Raw genomic sequence first — 636 nt, 5'->3', positions numbered from 1 at the left:
TCGAGCAGCGTGTAACGGCCCGCAAGCAGCAGGCAGTCGAAGTCCTGCTGACGGATCGCTTCATGAGCGACCTGCCATTCGTTCACGCCCAGTCCCACCGCTTTCACGACGCCCTCGTCGCGAAGCTTCAGCAACGCCTTGGACGCGCCCTTCATCGCCGCGCCGAACATCTCCGGCTGACGCTCGCCGTGAGTGAACACGTCGATGTCGTGGATCAGCGCGATATCGATATGCTCCAGCGCCAGACGCTGCAGGCTGTCCTCGATCGAGCGCATCGTGCCGTCGTAGCTGTAGTCGAAGACCGGTTCGAACGGCAGACCATCGACCCACGGTTCGAAGTTGATTTCCGCGCGCTTGCGCGGCTTGAGCAGCCGGCCGACCTTCGTCGACAGCACGAACTCCTCACGCGGATACCAGCGCAGTCCCTGCCCGCAACGCGCCTCACTCAGGCCGTGGCCGTACATCGGCGCGGTGTCGAAGTAATGCACGCCCGCGTCCCATGCCGCCTTGATCAGCGTAGCGGAATCTTCCTCGCTGATCGGCCTGAAGATGTTGCCGATCGGCGCCGCGCCAAAACCCATCACCGTCGTTTCCAAGCCTGAACGCGGCCATTTCCGCTTTGCTACCGGATCCATC

1 protein-coding gene is annotated in these 636 nt (G+C 63.1%); it reads right to left on the bottom strand.

Going from position 1 to position 636, the window contains the following annotated elements:
• Positions 1-596 (bottom strand): aldo/keto reductase (locus FQ746_RS26665; RefSeq protein ID WP_260854173.1); only part of this gene is annotated, 596 nt, incomplete at its 3' end.
• Between the last annotated feature and the right edge of the window lie 40 nt (positions 597-636).

This window comes from Paraburkholderia sp. BCC1886 (genome assembly GCF_900996245.1).
GTDB lineage: Bacteria > Pseudomonadota > Gammaproteobacteria > Burkholderiales > Burkholderiaceae > Paraburkholderia.
The sequence above is the reverse complement of the archived record's forward strand: the minus strand, read 5'-3'. Positions and strand labels throughout refer to the sequence as shown.